Annotated in this window: 18 protein-coding genes and 1 pseudogene; 7 read left to right on the top strand and 12 right to left on the bottom strand. The window is 59.0% G+C overall.

Annotation, left to right across the window (positions count from 1 at the left end; translation table 11 throughout):
* Positions 1–75 precede the first annotated feature (75 nt).
* The gene (locus QP803_RS22505) at positions 76–1,362 is read left to right on the top strand and encodes a TrbI/VirB10 family protein (protein WP_284948036.1); all 1,287 of its coding nucleotides are present in this window, start codon (positions 76–78) and stop codon (positions 1,360–1,362) included.
* Positions 1,363–1,881: 519 nt separating this feature from the next.
* Here QP803_RS22505 and QP803_RS22500 read toward each other — a convergent pair.
* The 4 genes from QP803_RS22500 to QP803_RS22485 form a co-directional block, all read right to left on the bottom strand.
* Positions 1,882–2,799 carry a nucleotidyl transferase AbiEii/AbiGii toxin family protein gene (locus tag QP803_RS22500; protein ID WP_284948173.1) on the bottom strand — a complete coding sequence of 306 codons (918 nt, stop codon included), beginning with the start codon at positions 2,797–2,799 and terminating at the stop codon, positions 1,882–1,884.
* Positions 2,800–2,804: 5 nt separating this feature from the next.
* Positions 2,805–3,593, bottom strand: coding sequence for a type IV toxin-antitoxin system AbiEi family antitoxin (locus QP803_RS22495; RefSeq protein ID WP_284948035.1), 789 nt, complete (start codon positions 3,591–3,593; stop codon positions 2,805–2,807).
* A 518-nt stretch (positions 3,594–4,111) separates the two neighbouring features.
* Positions 4,112–5,008 (bottom strand): hypothetical protein, encoded by an 897-nt coding sequence (locus QP803_RS22490; protein ID WP_284948034.1) that lies wholly within the window; start codon positions 5,006–5,008, stop codon positions 4,112–4,114.
* A 53-nt stretch (positions 5,009–5,061) separates the two neighbouring features.
* Entirely contained in the window at positions 5,062–5,340 is a 279-nt protein-coding gene (locus QP803_RS22485) for a hypothetical protein (RefSeq protein WP_284948033.1), read from the bottom strand.
* Positions 5,341–5,523: 183 nt separating this feature from the next.
* Between QP803_RS22485 and QP803_RS22480 the strand changes: the two genes are divergently transcribed.
* Complete coding sequence (locus tag QP803_RS22480; RefSeq protein WP_284948032.1) at positions 5,524–6,144, top strand: recombinase family protein; 621 nt, start codon at positions 5,524–5,526, stop codon at positions 6,142–6,144.
* 8 nt (positions 6,145–6,152) lie between these two features.
* Here QP803_RS22480 and QP803_RS22475 read toward each other — a convergent pair whose 3' ends face one another.
* The gene (locus tag QP803_RS22475) at positions 6,153–7,070 is read right to left on the bottom strand and encodes a hypothetical protein (RefSeq protein WP_284948031.1); all 918 of its coding nucleotides are present in this window, start codon (positions 7,068–7,070) and stop codon (positions 6,153–6,155) included.
* Between the two features lie 326 nt (positions 7,071–7,396).
* The gene (locus QP803_RS22470; RefSeq protein ID WP_284948030.1) at positions 7,397–7,726 is read right to left on the bottom strand and encodes a hypothetical protein; all 330 of its coding nucleotides are present in this window, start codon (positions 7,724–7,726) and stop codon (positions 7,397–7,399) included.
* A gap of 162 nt (positions 7,727–7,888) precedes the next feature.
* Between QP803_RS22470 and tnpA the strand changes: the two genes are divergently transcribed.
* The 4 genes from tnpA (at position 7,889) to QP803_RS22450 (ending at position 10,556) form a co-directional block, all read left to right on the top strand.
* The gene (tnpA, locus tag QP803_RS22465; RefSeq protein WP_284945632.1) at positions 7,889–8,275 is read left to right on the top strand and encodes an IS66-like element accessory protein TnpA; all 387 of its coding nucleotides are present in this window, start codon (positions 7,889–7,891) and stop codon (positions 8,273–8,275) included.
* A complete protein-coding gene (gene tnpB / locus QP803_RS22460) occupies positions 8,272–8,619 on the top strand; it encodes an IS66 family insertion sequence element accessory protein TnpB (protein WP_284945633.1) in 348 nt (115 codons plus the stop codon). The genes tnpA and tnpB overlap by 4 nt, the downstream gene beginning before the upstream one ends.
* A gap of 69 nt (positions 8,620–8,688) precedes the next feature.
* Positions 8,689–10,251, top strand: a complete 1,563-nt coding sequence (tnpC, locus tag QP803_RS22455) for an IS66 family transposase (RefSeq protein ID WP_284945634.1) — start codon at positions 8,689–8,691, stop codon at positions 10,249–10,251.
* Positions 10,251–10,556: a hypothetical protein gene (locus QP803_RS22450; protein WP_284948172.1), complete on the top strand. Its 306-nt coding sequence runs from the start codon at positions 10,251–10,253 to the stop codon at positions 10,554–10,556. The genes tnpC and QP803_RS22450 overlap by 1 nt, the downstream gene beginning before the upstream one ends.
* A gap of 241 nt (positions 10,557–10,797) precedes the next feature.
* Here the strand turns inward: QP803_RS22450 and QP803_RS22445 are convergent, their stop codons facing one another.
* Both QP803_RS22445 and QP803_RS22440 read right to left on the bottom strand, forming a co-directional pair.
* Positions 10,798–11,319 carry a hypothetical protein gene (locus QP803_RS22445; RefSeq protein WP_284948029.1) on the bottom strand — a complete coding sequence of 174 codons (522 nt, stop codon included), beginning with the start codon at positions 11,317–11,319 and terminating at the stop codon, positions 10,798–10,800.
* Positions 11,320–11,393: 74 nt separating this feature from the next.
* Positions 11,394–11,777: an SOS response-associated peptidase family protein gene (locus QP803_RS22440; RefSeq protein ID WP_350356110.1), complete on the bottom strand. Its 384-nt coding sequence runs from the start codon at positions 11,775–11,777 to the stop codon at positions 11,394–11,396.
* A gap of 433 nt (positions 11,778–12,210) precedes the next feature.
* Between QP803_RS22440 and QP803_RS22435 the strand changes: the two genes are divergently transcribed.
* The gene (locus tag QP803_RS22435) at positions 12,211–13,236 is read left to right on the top strand and encodes an FRG domain-containing protein (protein ID WP_284948028.1); all 1,026 of its coding nucleotides are present in this window, start codon (positions 12,211–12,213) and stop codon (positions 13,234–13,236) included.
* 9 nt (positions 13,237–13,245) lie between these two features.
* Here the strand turns inward: QP803_RS22435 and QP803_RS22430 are convergent, their stop codons facing one another.
* The 4 genes and pseudogenes from QP803_RS22430 to QP803_RS22415 all read right to left on the bottom strand — a co-directional run.
* Positions 13,246–13,776 carry a metal-dependent hydrolase gene (locus tag QP803_RS22430; protein ID WP_284948027.1) on the bottom strand — a complete coding sequence of 177 codons (531 nt, stop codon included), beginning with the start codon at positions 13,774–13,776 and terminating at the stop codon, positions 13,246–13,248.
* 55 nt (positions 13,777–13,831) lie between these two features.
* Entirely contained in the window at positions 13,832–14,083 is a 252-nt protein-coding gene (locus QP803_RS22425; RefSeq protein ID WP_284948026.1) for a hypothetical protein, read from the bottom strand.
* A gap of 72 nt (positions 14,084–14,155) precedes the next feature.
* Positions 14,156–16,555, bottom strand: a complete 2,400-nt coding sequence (locus tag QP803_RS22420) for a DNA topoisomerase (RefSeq protein ID WP_284948025.1) — start codon at positions 16,553–16,555, stop codon at positions 14,156–14,158.
* 10 nt (positions 16,556–16,565) lie between these two features.
* Positions 16,566–18,893: pseudogene (locus QP803_RS22415) on the bottom strand (zincin-like metallopeptidase domain-containing protein); the annotation flags it as partial.
* Position 18,894 lies beyond the last annotated feature (1 nt).

The raw sequence follows: 18,894 nt of genomic DNA, 5'->3' as shown, positions 1-18,894 counted from the left end.
GATCCGAATAGCTCCCCGAGCGCCGCGCCGCGTCTGGCCGGCGGCCGAGGCGTCCGACGCCTCAATCGTATTCCGATGATGATCCTCTTCGCGGTCTGCGTCGTTATCATCTTGGCCGTGATCTACACCTTCCATCAGCGCATCGAAAATGAACAGGCCAGGGAAGGGTCCAGCAGCAATACGACGCCTCAAGCCGGCAGCGCTTCATCGGCGCTCGCAAACGCCCCAAGCTCGGGCCTTATTCAGCAAGCCCGGCAGCCTTCGGCTCTGGCGTCCGCGCCGGCCTCACCGCAACAGCAGCCAAATCGTCAGCTCAATCCGGTGGAACAAGCACAATTGCAGGCCTGGACCGACTATGAGCAGCGGAGAGAGGCGATCAATACGGCCCATTATCAGGCCGAGGTCACGGCGATCGGCGCCAGCGCCAATGTGAATGCATCTGGCTCCGGCCTTCAGATGCCGCAGGCGCCTGCCTCAACAAGCGGTGTCACCAGTCTGCCAGCGAACAGCGCACCGCAGCAGGTGGCGCAGGCTGGTGGAGGCAATACCGGCGGCGGAGGCAGCGGGGTCGGGGGAGGCGGCTATATCCCGGCCTATGGTGGCCTGGGCGGGCTCTTTGGTGGCGGCGTTAGCGTCCCGCCGGCCAATCCGAAAGCCAACGATCAGACCGGTAAGACGGAGTTTCTCGCGCAGCAAGGCAGCACGGGCAGCGACGACTACCTGAACGCCGGAATTCAGCACCCCAAATCGCCCTATGAGGTGATCGCCGGGACCGTCATCCCCGCAACCATGATCGGCGGCATCAACTCCGATCTCCCCGGCGAAATCATCGGTCAGGTCCGGGAGAACGTCTACGACACGGCCACTGGAAAATATCTGCTGATCCCGCAGGGCTCGCGCCTGGTGGGTGTGTACTCCAGCGCCGTCACCTATGGGCAAACGCGGGTGCTCGTCGCCTGGAACCGCCTCATCTACCCCAACGGCGATAGCATCGACCTCGGCCAAATGCCGGGCTCGGATGTGGGAGGCTATGCCGGGTTCAACGATGAGGTGAATAATCACTATCTGCGCGTCTTCGGCTCCGCGATCCTGGCGAGCCTATTCTCGGCCGGCGCGCAGCTCAGCCAGCCGCAGAACAACTCAAGCGGCACGGTGAGCTCGACGCAAATCCTGGCTGCATCTCTCGGGCAACAGGCGAACACGGTTGGCACGATGCTCATTTCACGCGGCCTCGACATTCAACCCACGCTCAAAATCCGAAATGGCTACCTGTTCAACATCATGGTCACGAAAGACATGGTGTTGCAGCCCTGGGCGGGGATGCAGCCGCTAACCTACGGCGCGCCCGGCCGCAGCAACTGACCGTCAGGAAATGCAGTAAACAGGCCGGTCTCAGCTTGGGGGCGGCCTGTTCCTTTGGCCGATGAAGAGCTGAAATTACATCAGCCAATCCAGAGAGGACTTCCCAAGTTCTGTAATCTTGACCCCGCGCGTTGCGGCGTCGCGCTCTATCCATCCCGCTGTAAGGCACCGGTTGCAGAGAGACGCACCGATTAAGCCTCCGATGTGAAAATGACCATTCTCGCTCCAATCGGGGCAGGCATAAGCAAATCGTCGGCGCGTGCCATCGCGGACTGCGGCTCCTAGGTCGATTTCAAGGCGTTTGAATATACTCGCGGCTTGCGGCCCCAGCCCCCTTCGCGGCAGCAGCCGCCTGAGGGGGCTATATTGCCTCCTCCACGACCACAACCACAACCACAACCACAACGCTTTGTCCGCCGCGCGGGCCTTCCCGATGACAACAAAGATTATCTTATAGGACCGCCAAGATAACTGAGCGTCAGCATCGCAAAAGTACACGCCCCCTCAATGGCGTCGCGATCAGGGAAAAAGAACGCGTTTCAGTGCATCGACCAACTCGCTACGCTTTAAATGGGGCAGCTTGGCCAGGTTGTGCTGCTTCCACATGACAGCGGGCAGATGCTCGACCTCTGGTATCCCGAAAAGCTTCCAATCCGGTTCGCTGCGCTTGAAGCTGACAAGGAAGCGCCGATGATCCTCAGGCATGTTGGCGACCATCGCGACGATGATCGCTTCCCGCGCGGCCTCAAGTCCCTCAAGGGCGACGGGCTCCTGCGTCATACCGGCGAAGCCTCGCACGAATTCCTCGCGCAGAGGCTTACGTGTCGGGGCGAGAACTTCGGCCATTGGGCGGTTGTGGCTGATCACGTAAACCAGGAAGGCACGACGCAACTCGTCGCTGATACCCTCGTTTTCCAACAGGGCGCGCACGTCGAATAGGTCACGCGGGTGCTGGCGGTCGAGGGCCGCCACGATCTTGCCCGCATAGAGGTCGGGAAAGGATACGATCTGCGTTTCGGCGAAGCCGAAGGCGTCTTCGACAGCGGGAACCACGCTCATCACAGCGGGATCATAGACTGCACCCCGGAGCACAGGTGTCACCTCGATCTTGATCTGCACGCCATTCGCCCGAACGATCAGCTTGGTGACGATGTTCTCGTCAGCCGAACGCGAAGGATTGACCCTCGCGTTTGGGATGCCCTGCTCGATCTGCCCCTTGATTCGCAGCATGGCGGCGTCGATCGCCGCGAGCGACGTGGCCCGATTTTCGACTGGCAGATAGGTCAGGTCAATGTCCACGGAGAGGCGCGGCATGTCGCGCACGAACAGGTTGATCGCGGTGCCGCCCTTGAGCGCGAAAGCCCGCTCCCCCGCCACGAAAGGAAGGACGCGAATGAGCAAGGCGACCTGCTGCCGGTATGTGTCCAGAAAGGCCATGAACTTCACGGACCTCCAAGATCGGACGGCACAGTGATGTTGTAGCGCGGATCGAGCTTGCCGCCTTTGGCGAGGACGCGCTTGCCCGAACCCAGATTGACGCGGGATACATCAAGCCGGGGTCGCCACGCATGGCGGTGGCGGTCTGCGAAGAAAAGAAAGAGCCGCTTCACCTTCACGCTGGCGCAAGCCTCCAGCTGGGTTTGCAAGCGGCGCGGGCTTAAATCGCTCATCCCTTCCATCAAGGCGTCGGCCTGATGGAAGCTTTCATGCTCGGGCAGCTCGTCGAGCAGTTCGAGAACGGCGCGCTCCTTGCTGGAATAGCGAATGGGCATGATTAGGCCGCCAGCGCTGAGCATGACGGGGCTGGGCTCGGGCGCCGCGTCTGCATCGCCGGGAAACAGCCGCAGGCTGTTGTGCCAATGAAAGGTCACGTCGAGCGGTAGGTTTGCCAGCCAGGTCGGCGGCCGCTTTGGCCCATAAAGGTGGACTTCACGCATGGCTGTCGAAAGGTAGTGGGCATAACCCTGCTGCTCCAGCGCGGTGCGCCCGCCGATGGTCAGCGGTAGGTCCAACACCTGCTGGAGAGAAATGGCCACCTGCTGCCAGGTCAGCGGCATTCGCGAGCGGCGATAGACGCGTCTGGTCGGGCTCTCCAGCCAGCCCGCGCGAACATATTGGCTACGCAGGGCCGACGAGTAGCCGTGGGCCTCCATCCAAGCGGCATCGGCCAGAAGTCCCTCGGGTAGCTCCTGCTGAAGTCGGTTTAGCTTCCCGCCCGAACGCACATCCATGCTTAGCATTTTATGGGTTTTGCAAACCATTGTCGAGTTCGACTATCGTCGGATTCGCTAAGGCAGGCTTCGGATTTGGCTCAATAGCCAAACCGGCTCTCGGATCAACGAGAGGATTGTCCACGAGGTGGGCCTGCCGCTGTCTCGCCAGGCCAGCAGGCGAACACGGTTGGCACGATGCTCAATTCACGCGGCCTCGACATTCAACCCACGCTAAAAATCCGAAATGGCTACCTGTTCAACATCATGGTCACGAAAGACATGGTGTTGCAGCGGTGGATGGGGATGCAGCCGCTCACTTATGGGGCGCCTGGTCGTAACAACTGATAAAGTTGCCCACAGAAAGAAGAAGGGGCCTGTCGCTGACAGGCCCCTTTCACTGATTGCGATAGCATCGAGCAGAACTCCCACCGACCCGATAACCGACCTTGGGTTTTCAAAGATCCTCCGCCGTCCGCATCCTGAGTATTCAATACTCTTCGTCATAGGTGCGTTGGCAATCACTCGGTCGATACGGTCTAATTTTTTGCACCTTGCTTCTTCGGCCTTGCGACTTTTCTCTTTCGTTCATCAGAAGATTGTACGGGGGACGGAGGGTTGTCGATTACAAGTGGACTACCAAGGTCGGGGCTATGAGCAATCGCAGGTGTCTTTGAGGCAGGCACCTCACTAGACGTAAGCCCGTCCATTTCAGCGAAAAGCCTTTTCCTAATCAGCTCTCGCGTATCCTCGTCTTTGATGCTCTCGATCTTTTTTGCAAGATCGATCACACCATTTGCACCCTTCAAACGTATATCCTGCGTCTTCGCCTGAACCTCCAACTTCGCGAGCGCCGTCCCTGCCGTAACTCGTCCTAGAAGGGCCTCCCGACCCTGCGCAAATGGAACTGCGCAGGTATAAAGAAGAGCTTGATAGGCTCTCTTTGATGTTGCAATGAGTGAGAGAATTAGAGAACCAGGTGTAGCCTCGACGATGACCAGCTTGTCTTTCTCTGCTACCAGATCGTGTTCAAGATCAGCAGATGGGTAGTCGCGAAGCAAGCTGGCAACATCAGTCTCACGACCAGCCTCAACAAGGAATGTTATTGCATATATTTGCCGTAAATGATGAAGGCGACGTTCAAGTAGCTCTACCGTAACTGTCTCATCCTTGCCTATTATCTCAAGAAGGACGGGAGTAAAATCACCTTTATTAAGCGTAGAAACCAGCGAGACGACGAGCTTATCGCCATCGGCTCGAATATTCAGGTTAAAAGTCTTGCTCAGGCCTAGCTCCAGAAAATCTGGCCCTCGACTTTCCTTTGTACTGGCCGCCGCACTGCTGATTGTGCGCCCCTTGGTAATCCCTAAGAACTCCTCGAAAGTAATAGAGTTTGCAGAGCTGCGAGGTGGTTGAAGAAACACAAAACGGGGCACGCTTCATCTCCTGGTTTTGATCCAAAGGAGGATCAAGCGTTAGATTTTATTCTTTAGTGAAACGGCGCATCGCCGTGCAGCGTCAACAGCGGCGCCCTACGGCGGGCGCGAATTTGCTCGCCATAGTAGCCTACTAGGCTGGCCAGCAGCATCGGTGGAAAGCCCCATGCCGCCATATAGACGGCACTATAGAGCGTGCGGGTCTGGTGAGTGACCAAGAGCCAGAACAAAAACATAAACACGGCCGCGAAAATGCAAAGCCCGGTCCAAAGACACAGCAGAATCAAGATCGGCGTCAGGAGCACGGCAAGCAGCACAGAGATATAGGCCACGAACGCAGCCGCAATAGCTCTTAGCACACCCATCTCACTTCCCACCTTTCAACGTGCAAAAACCCGTTGCCATTGACATAGGTTTCGTAATACCTTTTTGCACGGCATTTTGCCACGATTTTCTGTGAGGTCCGACCTGCATTCAATAACGGACGTTTTTGTACGGCGAAAGGGGACCGGACATTGCTTCTTGGATATGCTCGCGTCTCCAAAGGAGACGATCAAACCAACACGGCCCAGGCTAAAGCCCTGAAGGCGGCGGGCTGCGATCGCATCTTTGAGGAAATCGCGTCTGGCGGCCGCTGGGACCGGCCGGAGCTGCATCGCCTTCTCGACCAGCTTCGGCATGGTGATACGATTGTTGTGTGGAAGCTTGACCGACTCTCTCGCTCGCTCAAGGATGTGCTCCACATTATGGAGCGGATCGCAAAAGGTGGCGCCGGTTTTAAGTCACTGACTGAATCTGTCGATACCACCACCGCCGCCGGCCGCATGATGATGCATATGGTCGGTGCATTCGCAGAATTTGAACGAGCAATGATCCGGGAGCGAACCCGCTCTGGCCTAGCGTCAGCTCGCAGCGAGGGGAGGATTGGCGGCCGCCCCCGAAAGTTAAGCGGACCACAAGCTGACGCGGCCATTGAAGATGTCTTGAGCGGCAAGAGAACAATGGCTGACACGGCGCGGCTCTGGAAAATCAGTGCCGCGACAGTCTCTCGTCTGGTTGCTAAGGCCCGCCTCGAACAGGTCGATGCAACGAAAAAGTCAGAACGTCAGACCAAAAAATTGCCGCAGGAAAAGTAGTGTCAGTGTCAATAACCGGCCTGTTGGCCGGCATGAATAACGTTCCACATCGTCGATAGCGTTGTCGGTTCAGCCGCCTTTATACAAGCATCGTGCATATTCTGATGTTCAGCAACTGCAAGCGCGTTGTCTGCTAGGCCTTCTGTTGCGAGCTGAGGCATTCCATCCCGACTTTGTAAAACACTCTCAACTTGCAGAATCCCAGAATGTATGTTCGGCAGCGGGATAATGCCGCAGAGCCCTTCCGTATCGAGTTCCGTGATAACAAAGCTACCTCGCATCCACGCACGCATATCAGATGCTGTCGCTAATGAATTCGTGGGAGCTTCCTGGTCAACAGGCGGAGGCACAACGGATGAGGAACTTGATGGGCTAGTGGGGGCGCCCGAAGATGTCGTTTTATTTGACGAAGGCCATGGCAAGGGCGCGATGCCCCGGTCCTGTACGCACTTAGCTAAAGCCGCGACTGCAGCAGATGTGCCTGTTAGATCGAATGTATTTTGGCCCGTTGGCACGCCTTGAACATTAGTGCCGACCGATGCTCCAGAAGTGAAGCCGTGCAGAAATTGTGGGAAATTTGACGCATTCAGTTTGAACTGGATAAGGTAGCTGTCTGTAGTTCCGACAAGCGTCTGAGGACCAGAGCTCCAGTTGAATGTCATAGTCTGCTGAGAGCCTTGTTGAAAATGTGGCATCCAACTTAAGCGGCTTACAATTAAATCGAACTCTCCCGGGTGAGATGCTCCCGCAAAAAGTTCTAGTCCCTCTTGATCGTAGTTTCCTGTTTGTATCTGGCAAGATGGTCTCGACTCCGTCGTGCCACTCGACACTTTCCATGGTCCGAATGTGCCGACGACTATGTCGTCAGCATATGCACTCGTGATAAAGCTGAGTGTCATCACGCTCGCCAGGAGAAGATTGCGCATCGGATTCCTTGGGTGCCAGGATCGGCATTATGCTTCAGCATTCCATAGAAGGAATGGTCGGCGGAGCCGATCCAGCTATATGTGCGAAGTCAAAAAAACGAAAGGTTTTTCCCTCGCTCTCATCTATTTCTTGGTTGCTGCACAGCATTCGCAGCGCGTCCCATTGCCAGTTCGGGCATTCGCGGACGCTGCACGCCTCTGGAAGGTCAGCCCTGCGACGATGTCGCGCATGGTCTCCTCCGCTAGAAGTTAGCAAGCCGCTAAAGCTACGACGAGAAACACCGACATAAACGATTCGGCAGTAAACAAGTAGGCGAGGTGGCGGTCTAGCCGTCGCTTTGCCGGGAAAGCTTCAAGAGATAGAGTTCAACTGATTTTAGAAGATCAATAACGTCGCCAGGCCCCATAAATTCAAAGAGCAATGGTCCTGAAAGGTCAGCAGTCACTTCGAATTCGGTGCCGTCTGGACTTTTCGCTAGGGCGTTTCGGTTATGTGCAGGGTGCCGCGCCAACCGATTTCTACCATTTTTGTCAATAGTGAAGCAATTTCCGTGCGCAACGGCATTTCGTAGATGATAAACTAACTCTAACACTGGTGCTTGATCAAAATATCTGTGTTTCGACAACTGATCACCCAGGGCGAGCAACGCGCCCATTGCCCACGATCGCAAAACCTCGTGTTGAACACCATGATCCTCACCGAACAGATCGAGATAGAGACGAAGGTTCGTGAGCGTCCGGTGAGCTGGTTTTGTCTAGGTGCAAAATTAGCACAAGTTACGTCACAGATGATTCATTTGTGACGTGACAGGGTACGAATGGCCAAGGTTGAGATCCTGACGGGCGCCGAGCGACAACGTCGATGGTCGACAGAACTGAAGCTTTCGATATTGCAGGAAGCATTTTGCGCAGATGGCACCGTTTCGGATGTTGCGCGCCGGCACGACGTTCTTCCGCAGCAGATATACGCATGGCGAAGGAAGTTCTCGCGGCCCAAATTAAAGTCTCCGGAAATCGCATCGTTTATCCCCGTTTCGCTCATCGGAGCGTCGGAAAGCTCCAGCGAGGGCTCTAAGCGAAGTGGTGGCCGGTCGAGATGCAAAGACGTTGAGATCGTCCTGAAGAATGGTCGCCTACTCAGAATTGCAGCGGACATGGATCTCGAGGTGCTGTCGTCGCTGGTTGCTTGTGTGGAGGCAGCATGATCGGACTTTCTGGGAATGTGCCGGTTTATCTGGCCTGCGGCGTGACCGATATGCGGCGTGGCATTGATGGGCTTTCTGCGATGGTCAAGGCGGTGATGAATGAAGCGCCGGGGTCCGGCGCCGTCTTTGGCTTCCGCGGGAAACGTGCTGATCGGATCAAGCTTTTGTGGTGGGATGGCCAAGGCTTCTGCCTGTTCTACAAGGTTCTTGAGCGTGGATATTTTCCTTGGCCGACGGCTAAAGACGGCGTTGCCCATCTGACGCAGGCTCAGATGTCCATGCTTATTGAAGGGATCGATTGGCGTCGTCCGGCATGGACTTCGGCTCCCGCTCGAACCGGATGAAGCCTTATTTGCGGGGAAATCCAGCCAAAATACTGGTACTCCAAGTGCAAATCGGCTAGGTTTGCGGGCATGGAAACGACGCCGCTGGACAGTCAGCCCGAGCTATTAGCATTGCGCATGCTCGTCGCTGATCTGGCGGCGAAACTCAGCGAGCAAGAAGCTGAAGTCAGCAAGCGCGACTCAATTATTGGGCTTCTGCGCGCACAGTTGGAACTGCTCCGTCATCGGCAGCACGGCGCGTCTTCGGAGAAAATAGACCGGCAGATCGAGCAGTTCGAACTGATGCTAGAGGAGATCGAGGCTTCCCGCGCCGAGGGTGAGGCGCGTTCTGGAAAGCTCCCTTTGCCGGAGCTGGACGGCGCATCCGAGAAGCCGAAGCGCAAACCATTGCCCGACGGCCTTCTAACGGAAGAGCTGGTCTATGCAGCACCCTGCAATTGCCCGACCTGCGGGGGCATGTCGTTCCTGAAGGCTGCCGATAGGGTCGTTCAGGTTATGGAGCACGTGCCGGCCTCCGTAAAGATTGTCCGCCATGTCGAAAAGCGCATGATCTGCCGAGACTGCGATACGACGGTGTCTGGCGATATGCCGACCCTGCCGATCGAGCGCGGCAAGCCTGGGCCGGGGTTGCTCGCCCATATCATGGTCGCCAAGTTTGACGATCACATCCCGCTCTACCGTCTGTCCGAGATGTTCGACCGGCTTGGGATAGATATCTCCCGCTCCGTCATGGCGGACTGGGTGGGCCGTGTATCAGTTCTGCTTGCGCCGCTGATCTTGTTGATCAGAGACCACATCGCAGCGGTTGACCGAATACACACCGACGATACTCCGGTCGATGTTCTCGACCCTGGGCGCGGAAAGACCAAAACAGGGAGGGTGTGGGTCTACGTCTTCGATGGCAGCGGTTATCAAGATCCCACTCCCGGAGCCATCGCGTACTACTACAGCCCTGACCGTAAGAGCGCGCATCCGGCCGATCACCTCGCCCACTTCAGCGGCGTGATGCATGCGGATGGTTACGGTGGGTATAAGAAGCTTTACGGCAACCAGATCATCGAGGCGGCCTGCATGGCGCATGTGCGCCGCAAGTTCCATGATGTAATCAAGCTCAAGCCGTCACCGATTGCCACCGAGGCGCTGACGCGCATCGGGGTTCTCTATGATATCGAGGATCGTATCCGCGGCATGCCGGCCGACGAGCGACGCATCCTCCGCCAGCAACACGCCAAATCTATTCTGACGGATCTGAAGGTGTGGATAGAAGCGACACTTTCCACTTTGCCACAGAAACAGAAACTCGCAGAAGCGATGCGATACGCCCTGTCGCGATGGGCGGCATTGAGCGTCTACGTCGACGACGGCCGGGTCGAAATCGACAATAATATAGCTGAACGCGCAATGCGTCCGCTTGGTATTGGAAGAAAGAACTGGCTCTTCGCCGGGTCAGACAAAGGGGGCGAGCGCATCGCCAATATCCTGACCGTCATCGAAACCGTCAAAATGCACGGCCACAATCCGGAGGTCTATCTGACAGACGTCCTAACCCGGATCCAGGATTACCCTACGGACCGCCTTAAAGAGCTATTGCCATGGAATTGGACGCCGGCCACAGTGCACGAGGCAACCTGATGGCCCGCTCCAAGCGTATCTACACGCTTAAAGACGTCGCCGTCATGCTCGGAGAAAACCTTGAACTGCTCGAGGAAATCACCGCCAACCCGGACAATATCACGGAGGGCGAAATGTTTTACGTCAGCGACGGCAGGGACGATGGCACGACGGGTCTGACTGAGAACGGCGTCAATGACGTTCAGGCGCTTCTCGCGGACATACGCACGTGGGACGGTGGCATCCGAGAGTTCCTTGTCAGCGAACAATGCGATCCCGCGATGATCGAACGCATCCTGGCCGATGAGCCAAACCGCCAACCCTAAAACGCGTTCCGACGGCCACAAAATGCATTCGCCGGACGCTCACGAAGGTTCAGGGTTAGCGCGGTTCCATCCTTCCGCGCGATCTCACCGGTCGGGTCTTGGCCTAATTCCTTTGCAGGTGGCAGGGAGTTGATCGACTGTGGATTTGCCGCAACCAACTGAGCGACGAGGAATGCGTAGTAGCCCGAAGTCAGCCGCTCAGCTGCACGGCTTACGGCGAGCATATCGGGCGCCGCCATTATCAGGATGCGTCCTCCTCGTCACCGACATCAGACATCAGCACGAGTCCGCTAACCTCTCGGAACCGAGAAAAGTCCGTTGACTTGTACTTGTCAAAGCGTGGATGGGAATGCTCAGAGTACTCGCCTTCGGCTTTCCCTTTTCGTTTTCCGTTGAACCAAATCCCACGCTTGCCAACATTTTTTCCATTCTTATTTTGAGCGGCCTCCCTGATAAATTCTTCTGACGACATAATCCACATCGCCTCCATACGCTCAGCGTAGAAAACGAAATAATAGTTTGGCCGCATCTCGGGATGCACTATGGCAGCAAACAGCGCCGCATCTCCCGGAATCACGCTTGAAGAGCGCGCCTTAATCTGTACTTCGATGAAAGAGTTGTCGCTCTTCCGAATAATGGCGTCGATGCCGAAATCATCGACCAACGGCACATACACATCAAGTCCTTCCTTCAGCATTCGGCCGATGATCCAGTATTCCATGCGGCGGCCGAATCCGGCCGTATGACGAAACGCGATTGCCACTAACGGCCTCCTCTGGAATGGTGGTAGACCTGTTATCAGACCCGACGCGGATGTCAGTCCTTGCCTATCCGCTGTCATCCTCTGCCGTCTGCATTCCTTCCCCTGGCGACCACCTTTAGGCTTCCGTCTGGCAGGGGACGTTGCAGCTTGAGGGCTTCGGCGGTTGGCGCTGTTAGCCAATGTTCAATTTCCTCGGCCGTGCGGAGGATGACGGGCATCGCGTTTGGGTGGATCGCGCCTACCTCTGCGTTGGCGTCCGTGGTCAAAAACCAAAAAATGTCGGCGGTAATCTCCCCTTCCTTCAGTTTGCGAACTGATGTCCAACGCGTCCATATTCCGGCAAAGAAGGTGAGGGGGCGGCTCTCATCGATGGCAAACCAGGCGGGCGTCTTGGTGCCATCGGGTAACTGCTCTATTTCGGAAAAACTCGTCCAGGGTACGACGCATCGGGATTCCACGTCCAGCCAACAGCGCCAGTGCGGCGACTTAGCATTGCGGGCAGGTTGCCGGTGCGGTCCACCATCGCGCGGGTCATCTCACGAATCGCTTGTTGACCCTTGGTCTGCGAATAGTGATTGTACATTCGTTCGCCCAAAAATCAGATAAACTGCGGCTTAAAACATAGTAAACTTGCAAGGTCACACTACACCAGCATGAAGACGCCACCTGGGGCTTGTTTGCCGAGAACAGGCGTGTTCTTTATTTGTTCATGGCCGCCGCAAACTACAACCGCCCTAAGCCTGTTGACCCTCTTTGGTATCGTGCAGATTTTTGGTTGGCGATCCGGTGCGAAAGCTGCGGTCACAGCACCAAGGAGCGCGTACGCGACTTTCAGGTTCGGCACTTGCTGCCCGGCGATCTCAGATTCAGCCAGATCGCGGAGCGCCTGAAATGCGAAAGATGCGGCAACAGACGCCCGGAACTGGACGTGACGCGACGTTGAAAAATGCTGCATGCCAAGGCGTGACGCTGCGGGAGGCGGAAGAGTATGCGACACACAGTCGGATCGAGGGTGAAGTGCAGGTGAAGAGAACTATTGAGGAGCGTGCCGTAGCCACCGCTGAAGAGTTTTGGGATATTCTTTCTCCCCAGCGCTCTTTGTTCGCGCCCACACATCAAGCCATATTCCGGGGTCAGGCCGTCGCTTCATGGAGCCTGACGCCGTCCATCTTGCGTTCACCTGAAAACAAACGAGGGGTCTGGGCAGCTGACGGCACGATCGCGTCGGACATGCAGGTGTTCAAAGAGTGGGTTTACTTGAAAAGCTTTGCCGAGCACTGTGGTTCCATCGGTCTCTCGCTTCCCAATGACACCTCCGAATTTCGTGATGCCTATCTCAGTCAGGACGCACCCTCGGGGCCTGGAACGGCATTTCGCCAAACCAATCTTTGGCCGGACCCGAAACTATTCGAATTACTAGCGCTCGCCCAACATCACGGCCTTCCTACGCGGCTGCTTGACTGGTCACGGCGATCCTACGTTGCTGCGTACTTCGCGATTTCGAGCGCATTAAGCAAAACTAACAGACAGTCTAACGATGATCGGCTTGCCGTGTGGGCACTCGATCTAACAGCTGCCGGGCACTGGAATAAACTGAGTACCATTAGCGTCCCAGGTGGGAACAACGCTAATCTCGCCGCACAGGCCGGACTGTTCACCTTGCTCCGTCAAGAGGGTGTCCGAGGGAAGCAGTTCATGGGCGAGACATCCGTAGACAGCTATTTCACCAACGAAAATACATCCCTTCCCATTCCTTTGGTCAAGGTTACCTTGCCCGTATCCCAAGCGGCCAACGCTCTGGCTCTTTGCTCCCTGTATGGGCTTACCGGCGCGACAATGTTTCCAGATTTTTATGGGGCTGCGAGGGCTGCAAGTGACGACATGGCTACTGCCGTGCATATGGAGGTCCCTGACTGACCCGCTAGATCATCCGCGCACCCTGAAATGGCGCAACCGGGCGAGCAAATCGAAGGTCTGCGGGTCAAGCCAATATGCCGTGGCAAGCCGAAGCGCGACGATCGACAACGCCGCGAATGGCTCGCCGAGGCCGCCGGTCATGATGGCAGGCCAGAAGACATAGCGGGTGCGATCCCAGGGATAGAGGAACGCGCAGCCCTCGCGGGTGAGCAAATCCGCTCCGATGTGCGCCGCGTAACCCACGAAGAACGCGAGGCCGGCCCCGGCGAAGCCAGCCGCCTCGATCACAAGCGCCAGGCACATGCAGACGACGAGGGCGATGAGCGAATGGGTGCCCGTCCGGTGACCGATCGCGGCGTTGAACGGATACGACACGAAGAAGAGGAGTCGGCCCAAGGTCGATTGCGGTGTGTCGATATCCGGCGCCAGGCTGCCGATCAAGGCCGCGACAAGGGTTGCCGGCGACACGTCGATCAGGCCCGCCGCAATCATCGTCGTGGTGGCCGCCAGGCCAATGAAAACGTGCGAGCGGCCCATCATGCGGCGCGACCCACCTGCAGAACGATCGCTTCGGCCGCCGCTGCGACGTTTTGCGCTATGACCGAGGAGCGGTCGGCTCGTCCTCCTGATCCGGCGCGATGTCCGGCGCAGTGTTGAGACGGCGCAGTGCGCCGGCAACGTCCGCCCGTGCCGCCCGCCCTTCTAGATCGCGCAATGCCGTACGACGCTTCAACCCTTCCGAGATGAGCGACACAAGAAGCTGGTCCAGCGGCATCTGTTCTTCCGTCGCTGCCCTCTTGGCCAAGGCCAGGATGTGGTCGGGAACCGGAAGGGCGAACTCGCTCACAAACACCCCCTTTCACCGGGTGGGAGGATGGAACTGGCTTGAAAAGCACAATCATCCCCTGGGACCAAGCCATCATCCGTGATCCGGCCCGCTCGGCGCTGCGGGGAAGGCTGCTGACGCAGCGGCAGCCACTTCAGGCGAGGCCGCAAACCATAGCTTGCGGTCGCCGTCGAACCGCATGCCCAAGGCTTTCGCTTGGTCTTTCTGCGCGAAAGCCACTTGGAAATAGACGCGCTCTCCGTCCGGCGCCGATCGCGCGCCCGTGGCGGTGTTCGGCGTCGGGCTCCTGCTCGGGCTTGCCGCCGGCAATGCTCTATCACCATCCGCCTGCCTGGCTTTTTTGATCCGCTCTGCGATCTCCGGCGAAGGCGCGTACCACTTGCGCGCCTCGCTATCCCATTTGAGTCCGGCTGCCCTTGCTTCGTCACGCTTCTCGTAGGGCACGGAAAAATAGACCTTTTTTGTCTCCTCCGTGGTCGCCGCGGCCGTCGCTGTGGATCTCCGCGCGCTGCCCTTCGCCGGCGCCTGGCGGCCTTTGGAAGGCGGCGCCGGCGCGTCTTCAATGCGGGTGGAATCTCCGGCCGCCTTCAGCTTGGCCAAGGTCTCCTGCGTCCGCTGCATCACCTCCGCGACATAGGCAGCATCGTCGCCTCGGCCGGCCTCGATCGCCTGAAGGGCTTCCTCCTGCTCAACGCTATGGATCGGGTTCACCATCCAGGGCACCAGGTGGCGCGCCAGGCCAACAAAGGCGCTGCCGCGCGCCGTCGTGTGGATGGCGGTGCCGTGTTCCTCGACATAGCCGCGCTCGAACACGGTCTTGATGATGTTCGCGCGCGTGGCTCCGGTCCCGATCCCGCGTTTCTGGTCGGCCGTGGGGCCGCCTAGAACGGCTTTCGCGCGCGGGTCGTCTATGTAGAGGTCGATATTGACCATGGCATCCAGAAGGCTTGCCTGGGTGAAATAGGCCGGGGGTTTCGTCTGCTTGGTGGCGGCATTTGCCACCGTCACTGTGGCGGGCTCCCCGTCCTCCACGGGCGGGAGCTGAGCGGCCTGGTCCTCCTCCTCTTGATCCTCGGCCTGGTCGTCGGCCGCCTTCTTCCGCTTGCGCGCGCGCCGCACCTCTTGGTCAGCCTGGTCCTCCCCGATCAGCGCCCGCCATCCCAACTCGCGCACGGTGCGGCCTCGGGCGATGAAGGGTTTCCCGTCCAGCTCGGCCGTCACGGTCGTACTGTCATAGCGAAAATCGGGGAGGAGATTCGCGACGGTGTGCCGAACGATGAGCTGGTAAAGCTTCGCCTCGTCGGGCGTGAGCTGCCCCAGCTCCGCCACCTGCTCGGTCGGAATGATGGCATGATGGTCGGTCAGCTTTGCATCATCATAGGAGGCAGGCCGGATCACCGGATTCTCGATCCACGCGGGGTGCTGGCTGGCAACCGCTGCGACTTCCGGCAGTACAACCAGGCGCTTCATCAGCGCTGGCATTTCCGCCCCGTGATCCGAGGATAGATAAACGCATTCGGTGCGCGGATAGGTTGTCAATTTCGCTTCATAGAGCTTCTGCAGAAGCTCTGGCGTGCGATCCGGCTTCCACTTCCAGAGGGCAAACGCCCGCTTCTGCGCAAGGCTCGTGCTCATGAAGTCCACAGGCCGCGTGCTCTTGGGCGTGCTCTTGACCGCGAGGGATGCGGTTTGCCCTCTGACGCGATCAGCGATCGCCTGCGCCTCGGCGCCATCCTCAAGCCGCCGATCGGCGGGGGGGCGATACACAACGCGCAGCGGGCCATGGGCGGTATCGAGCATCGCCGCGACCTCGAAATAGGTCTGCGGCACGAAATCCGCGATCTCACGGCACCGGTCGTCGATCAGCGCCGTGACCGCCGATAGCACACGTCCGACGCTCAAGGGCTTGGCCCTGGGCGCAGTGTGGGTGCGGCTGAAATACCGCGTATAGGTCAGCCCCTCGATCCAGTCGGCTCGCGATCGGGCGCGGCCGGCGTGATAGAGCGGCAATTTCCGGTCGGCCGGCAGCAAATCGGCCGCCGCCTTCCGCAAGGCGTTGTAGGTCAGGGCGCTCGCCCAGAAGCGCCGGACGGGCACACGGGACCCGGCGCGCTCGATGATCTCCCAAGCGATCATTTCGCCTTCACGCCCGGCATCTGTCGCTACAACGATCTCATCCGCGTTGCGGATTTCCCTCTCGATCTTCGCAACCGCGCCAGCCTTGCCAGGCGCCGGCACGAGACGGAAACCCTCACGCACAAGCGCCGCAATGTCCTGATGCTCCCACGACTTATAAGCGGGGTCATAAGCTTCGGGGGGCGCCGGCTCGATTGCGTGCCCGGTCGTATAGACTAGACGCGTGCCCTTCTTGGTTTCGATGACGGGAGACCCGTGCGAGGCGATGCCTCCAAACAACACGCGCGCAATGTCGGCGGCGGCAGAGTATTTTTCGCAAACCCAAAGAACTGACATGGCAAGAATCCTATCGACCGATGCTAACGCTCTGTTCTTGTTCCTGCTCGCGCTCGGCTTCTTGCTCCCTCTCCACCAGCTCGATTTCGACTTCCTCATCCTCGTGGGCCTGCTGCTGGCGCTCCTCCAACAGCTCGTGCGCCTGGGCCTCGGCCTCCTGCTCTTGACGAAGCAACGTGCTCTCGGCCGCGATCTGTCTCGCCGCGATCGACCGCAGGCCGGAGGTGACGGCTTGGCAGGTCGCGGCCTCGCCATTGGTCTGCTGGTAGTCATTCCAATCGGTGCCGCGATCGTCCGGCGCAAAATCCGGCAGCAGGGTATAGCCGCCCACCTGAACGGCGGCCTCCTCGCTCTTTCGACGACCTACATTCTTGTCGGCATTTTGCGAGTGGTCGTTGTCCCCGGCAATGATGACGCTGCGCTCCGGGTAGCGGTCGCGATAGAGCTGCGCGACGGGCGCGATATTGCCGGCGTTGAACGCGGCGATAACCGGCAGGCTGGTGGCGCGGCTCACGGTCTCTGCCGTGGCAAAGCCCTCGGCGATGATGATCGCGACATCAGGCGTCAGCGCGCCACCGACAACGGCGTGCATGCCTTCCACACGGCCGTTCTTGTGAAACGACTTGGTGCCGTCTGCATCGATCGTCTGAATGCTCCAGAGCTTCCCGTCGATATCGCGCATGGGCACGATCAACTTGCCTTCTAGGCTCACCTCTTTCGACTGGCCGAATTTGTCAGTGGTGGAGATCGTCTGCCCCGGCGCACCTTCGCGCAGTTCGCCCGGCCCGATGCCCTTGGCAACCAGATACGGGTGAGTGCCGGAGGCTGCCGGCGCTGCGGACCAAGCGGCGGCGGCTGTGAGCGCTGCGGCCTGCGCGCCTTTCTCCCGCTCGATCGCGCGGTCATGCGCCTTCTGCGCAGCCTCGGCAGTCAACCGGGCGCGGTCCTGGGCGCCAAGCGCCTGCATGGGCGCGCCCGATTTCCAGTTCTGCTGCACGCCCGTCTTGAAGTTTTGGATGTAGCCGGCGGAGTGTCCGTCCAAATGCCCGACATAGGCGCCGCTGCGCTGCTGGCCGGTATCGCCGGCAACGCGGACCCTCTGAAGCTGGCCGTTCATCTCGGGCAGGCCGTTCATCTCAAGCCCGGCGCTCCGCAGCGCCTCCGCGAACTCGGCGCGTGAATCAAGCGACGGCGCGACGTGAAGCTCCTCGCGGGGCGGCAGCCAGGCATTCAGCGGTCCAAGGTCTGTCCCGGCCGGCACAAACCAGGCTTTGGCTTCCCGGTCCCACTTGGCGCCCGCCGCCTTCGCCTGGTCCTTCTCTGCATACGGCACCGCAAGATAGGTGCGTTCGGTGCTTGTTTGCATGACGGGGTGTTCCTCTCGAACGAGGGTAGGCGCTCGGACAGGCACGGTCCCGGCTTCGGCGCTCTCCTCTGGTGATTGCCCCTGCGCTAACTCTGCGCCCTGCTGCTGGGTCCGCTCGAAGCCGCGCAGCATGGCCGCGATCTTCTCCGCATCGGCCGCCGCCCTAAAAATTTCCTGGGGGTCGTTTTCGAGGGCCTTGATCCAGCTCCCGACATAGGCGGCGTGTCGGCTCGGATCGTGACCGATGCCGATTTCGGTGCCGACGATCAGGGAGGCGATCTCTGCGCGAAGCTCCTCACGCGCATAGGCTTCGCTGCCGAAGGGGTGGGCGAGGTCGCGGTCAAGCCGGTTTGGGGCGCCGGTCCAGTGCCCCAGCCCGTGAATCGCCGTGGCATAATAGCCGTCTGCGGCCGGAAACTGGCCGCGCTCCGGCATGACGATCTTATCCGCCGAAAGCTGGTAATAGGCTTTGTTCCCGGCCTGGTGCTCGATGCGGGCACCCGATTCCGTCAAAATCTCCTCGGCTCTCTGGTGCCGGTCCCACTCCGCGACGGTGCGCGTCGGCGGAGGTGCCAACCCGTCGATCTGCTCGCCATTGAACACGGTGAAGGTTTTGACGCGGGGCCGCTCGTATTCGACAACCCGTGTCAGCGGCTTGCCATCCTCGCCGTGCAACGGCTTACCCTCAGCGTCCGTCACGGGCTCGCTGCCGCGCGTGATCCAGTATTGAATTTGCGTGCCGTGCTCGCCCTTTCGCACCTGAGCGCCTTCGGCCGTGGCTTGCCGGTAGGTCATCCAGCGCGGATCGGAATGGCCCTGAGCCATTAGCCACATGACGTTGCCGCCACGATAATCTTTGCCGGTCGTCGGATTGTAGGGCATGAACTGCTCGCCCGGCTGCCACGGCTTTTGCCACGGTGCGGTACCTTGCTTTAGTTGCTCGATCAGCCCTTCGGCAACCTTCTTCGCGTAT

The sequence above is a fragment of the Acidisoma sp. PAMC 29798 genome, assembly GCF_030252425.1.
GTDB classification, from domain to species: Bacteria; Pseudomonadota; Alphaproteobacteria; order Acetobacterales; family Acetobacteraceae; genus Acidisoma; species Acidisoma cladoniae.
Note: the sequence above shows the minus strand (reverse complement) of the source record. Positions and strands in the feature narration are given on the sequence as shown.

Excerpts from the sequence above, each read along its gene's own strand:
- QP803_RS22505 (WP_284948036.1), top strand. The coding sequence starts at position 76 with ATGATGATCCTCTTCGCGGTCTGCGTCGTTATCATCTTGGCCGTGATC.
- QP803_RS22500 (WP_284948173.1), bottom strand. The coding sequence starts at position 2,799 with ATGGCCTTTCTGGACACATACCGGCAGCAGGTCGCCTTGCTCATTCGC.
- QP803_RS22495 (WP_284948035.1), bottom strand. The coding sequence starts at position 3,593 with ATGGATGTGCGTTCGGGCGGGAAGCTAAACCGACTTCAGCAGGAGCTA.
- QP803_RS22475 (WP_284948031.1), bottom strand. The coding sequence starts at position 7,070 with ATGCGCAATCTTCTCCTGGCGAGCGTGATGACACTCAGCTTTATCACG.
- QP803_RS22470 (WP_284948030.1), bottom strand. The coding sequence starts at position 7,726 with ATGGGCGCGTTGCTCGCCCTGGGTGATCAGTTGTCGAAACACAGATAT.
- tnpA (WP_284945632.1), top strand. The coding sequence starts at position 7,889 with ATGGCCAAGGTTGAGATCCTGACGGGCGCCGAGCGACAACGTCGATGG.
- tnpB (WP_284945633.1), top strand. The coding sequence starts at position 8,272 with ATGATCGGACTTTCTGGGAATGTGCCGGTTTATCTGGCCTGCGGCGTG.
- tnpC (WP_284945634.1), top strand. The coding sequence starts at position 8,689 with ATGGAAACGACGCCGCTGGACAGTCAGCCCGAGCTATTAGCATTGCGC.
- QP803_RS22450 (WP_284948172.1), top strand. The coding sequence starts at position 10,251 with ATGGCCCGCTCCAAGCGTATCTACACGCTTAAAGACGTCGCCGTCATG.
- QP803_RS22435 (WP_284948028.1), top strand. The coding sequence starts at position 12,211 with ATGCGAAAGATGCGGCAACAGACGCCCGGAACTGGACGTGACGCGACG.
- QP803_RS22430 (WP_284948027.1), bottom strand. The coding sequence starts at position 13,776 with ATGATGGGCCGCTCGCACGTTTTCATTGGCCTGGCGGCCACCACGACG.
- QP803_RS22420 (WP_284948025.1), bottom strand. The coding sequence starts at position 16,555 with ATGTCAGTTCTTTGGGTTTGCGAAAAATACTCTGCCGCCGCCGACATT.